This is a genomic window from Candidatus Hydrogenedentota bacterium (assembly GCA_012523015.1).
Lineage (GTDB): Bacteria > Hydrogenedentota > Hydrogenedentia > Hydrogenedentales > CAITNO01 > JAAYBJ01.
In genome coordinates this window covers 1-2,619 of sequence record JAAYJI010000053.1, presented here as the reverse complement: position 1 = coordinate 2,619, position 2,619 = coordinate 1, and the positions used below count along the sequence as shown (strand labels likewise).

Here is a 2,619-nt window from a genome sequence, read left to right as displayed (position 1 = left end):
TTCTGAAGAGCAGTTACAAAGGGCTGTTCAAGATTTAAATAATAGACCAAGGAAAACACTTAATTACAGAACTCCGGCCGAAGTCTTTTTTCAGGAAGGGGTTGCAATTCGAGTTTGAACCTGCGATGTTTTGTATAAAAGTTGAACTGAGCGTATAATTCTGGCACACTTAAGAACATGAAAATAATTTCAGTACACCCATAAAGGAGAATATCATGGCTGTTTCATCGGAAGACAAAGGCAAAGTTCGTGCATTGGAAATTGCAGTTTCCCAGTTGGAGAAACAATTTGGCCGCGGTACATTGGTACGGCTTGGCGACGACACTTTCCGTGAGGGAGTGCAAGTTATACCGACAGGAAGTCTGTCGTTGGATATAGCCACCGGCGTCGGCGGTTTTCCTCGAGGCCGCGTTGTTGAAATTTTTGGCCCCGAATCTTCCGGTAAAACGACCTTAGCGCTCCATGTGGCTGCAAGTGCCCAAAAAATCGGCGGCATTGCCTGTTACATTGATGCCGAGCACGCCTTGGATCCTTCCTTTGCCCAAAAAATTGGCGTCGACATTGACAACTTACTCGTATCTCAGCCGGACACGGCGGAACAGGCTCTTGAAATTTGTGAGAGTCTTGTACGCAGCAATGCCGTTGATGTCATTGTTGTGGACTCCGTCGCTGCGCTGGTACCCAAAGCGGAGGTTGAAGGCGAGATGGGCGATAGTCATGTGGGCTTACAGGCACGCTTAATGTCTCAGGCGCTGCGCAAACTTACAGCGGTTATCAGCCGCTCCAAGACCTTATTAATTTTTATTAATCAAATTCGCGAAAAGATTGGTGTCATGTTTGGCAGCCCCGAAACGACTACGGGCGGCCGTGCCTTAAAATTTTACTCCAGTATGCGTTTGGATATTCGCCGTATTGGAGGACTCAAAGATCGCGAGGACAATGTAGGGAACCGTGTTCGCGTGAAAGTGGTCAAAAATAAAGTGAGCGCTCCTTTTCGTCAGGCCGAGTTTGATATTTTATTTGATGAAGGTATCAGCCGTGAAGGGGATATCTTGGACATGGCTGTTGAAGACAAACTCATCATGAAAAGTGGCGCTTGGTTTTCTTATGAGGGCGAGAACTTGGGTCAGGGCAGAGAAAATACGCGCCAATACTTGCGCGCTCATCCGGAGATCATTTCGAAACTCCATGACCAAATCCTGACCAATAGAAATCTGCCCTGGGCAGCCAATTCCGAACCGGAAGCGGAGAAGCAACCTGCAACAGAGTAATTCAAGTATCCGAACACAGCAGCTTCGGCGGCGTCTGTTCCTGCCCGCACTCCTAACAGTCTTTGTATTGATAGGCATCCTCTCTTTTTTGGGAGTCTTGTTTCTAAAGTATCGGATCGAACATGCCCGATCCTTTTCTATCAATACCGTTAAAGCGCGGCTGGGGCTGGATTTTACTTTTGAAGCGCTCCATACCAAAGGCTTGCGAAGTCTGCACATCACAGGCGTCCATGCATCCATGCCCTTCGGCGCGCAGACACAGGCTGTTCTTGATCTTGATTCGTGCCAAGTCCATCTCTCGCTCGTCGATTTACTGCGCGGACGTTTCATCGCCGCCGAAATAGCCGTTAACGGAGCGCGATTGAAACTGGACGGGCTATCACTCAGCCCATCAGATACGGACAAAAATAAAAATACTCTGTTCTCTTTGGACATGCTGCCCTCCTTCTCCGTTGTGGGAGAACGCTGTGCCGTTGAACTGCATTTCGACCGCCTAGACGCGCCCGTTATCGTGGAGTTGCCCGCTTTCGAGCTATCCGGACAATCAGGAGGTGGTCTATTGTCCGGGCAAATACAAGCCCTCGTGCGCCACAAGACGGAGGAGGTCGCCCTTCAACTCACAGGACACTACAATCCCGGTTCCTCTCTGGATGCCGAAGTGAACTTGAAGAACTTCGATATTGCCTCTTTGCGCCCCCATATATCCCTTCCCGATGGGCTTACCGGGCTCATAAATTGCACCATTCATGCATGGGGCAATCCGTCACAGATGCTTCTGGCGGAAACGAGTCTTCTTGTAGAAGGACTTTCTTACGAAGGACTTCCCATTCCTATCAAAAATGAAGAGGCAGCGCTGAACGCACTGCTGCAATGGGATCCGACTCATCAAAAACTTTCGGTTCGTGATGCCTCGTTGCGTTCCAAATTGGCAGGTATTGACGCAAAAGGCAGCATCGACTTTCAACACAGCCCGCCGCTGCTAGATTTCGATGTACACGCCTTTGATGTTCCCGTGCAAGATGTTTTGCCGGAGCTCTTGCCCCCGTCAATTCAAGAAATAGGAGATCTGAAGCTCGCCCTAGATTCTAATGCCCGAATCAGTCTGGCTGTGTCGGGTTCTTTGCAGCAACCTTCCTTAAAGGCAGATATCCGTGTTCCCACTGCGGAACTTTCTTTTAATCCCAAGGACAGTAATTTTCCGAAAGGAGAATTGACCTTATCCGGCGCAACCGTTACATGGGACAATATATCGGCTAAGCCCACAGGCAGTGTTACCATCGCTAAGGGCGAGATTATTTCAAAAGCCTACAATATGAGTGCCCAAGGACTGGCGGGAACACTCCTATTA

At 49.1% G+C, this 2,619-nt stretch carries 2 protein-coding genes; both read left to right on the top strand.

Going from position 1 to position 2,619, the window contains the following annotated elements:
- Window positions 1–215: 215 nt before the first annotated feature.
- Window positions 216–1,271 (top strand): recombinase RecA, encoded by a 1,056-nt coding sequence (recA, locus tag GX117_02260; GenBank protein NLO32171.1) that lies wholly within the window; start codon window positions 216–218, stop codon window positions 1,269–1,271.
- A 97-nt stretch (window positions 1,272–1,368) separates the two neighbouring features.
- Window positions 1,369–2,619: hypothetical protein (locus GX117_02255; protein ID NLO32170.1), on the top strand; the 1,251-nt coding region annotated here is incomplete at its 3' end.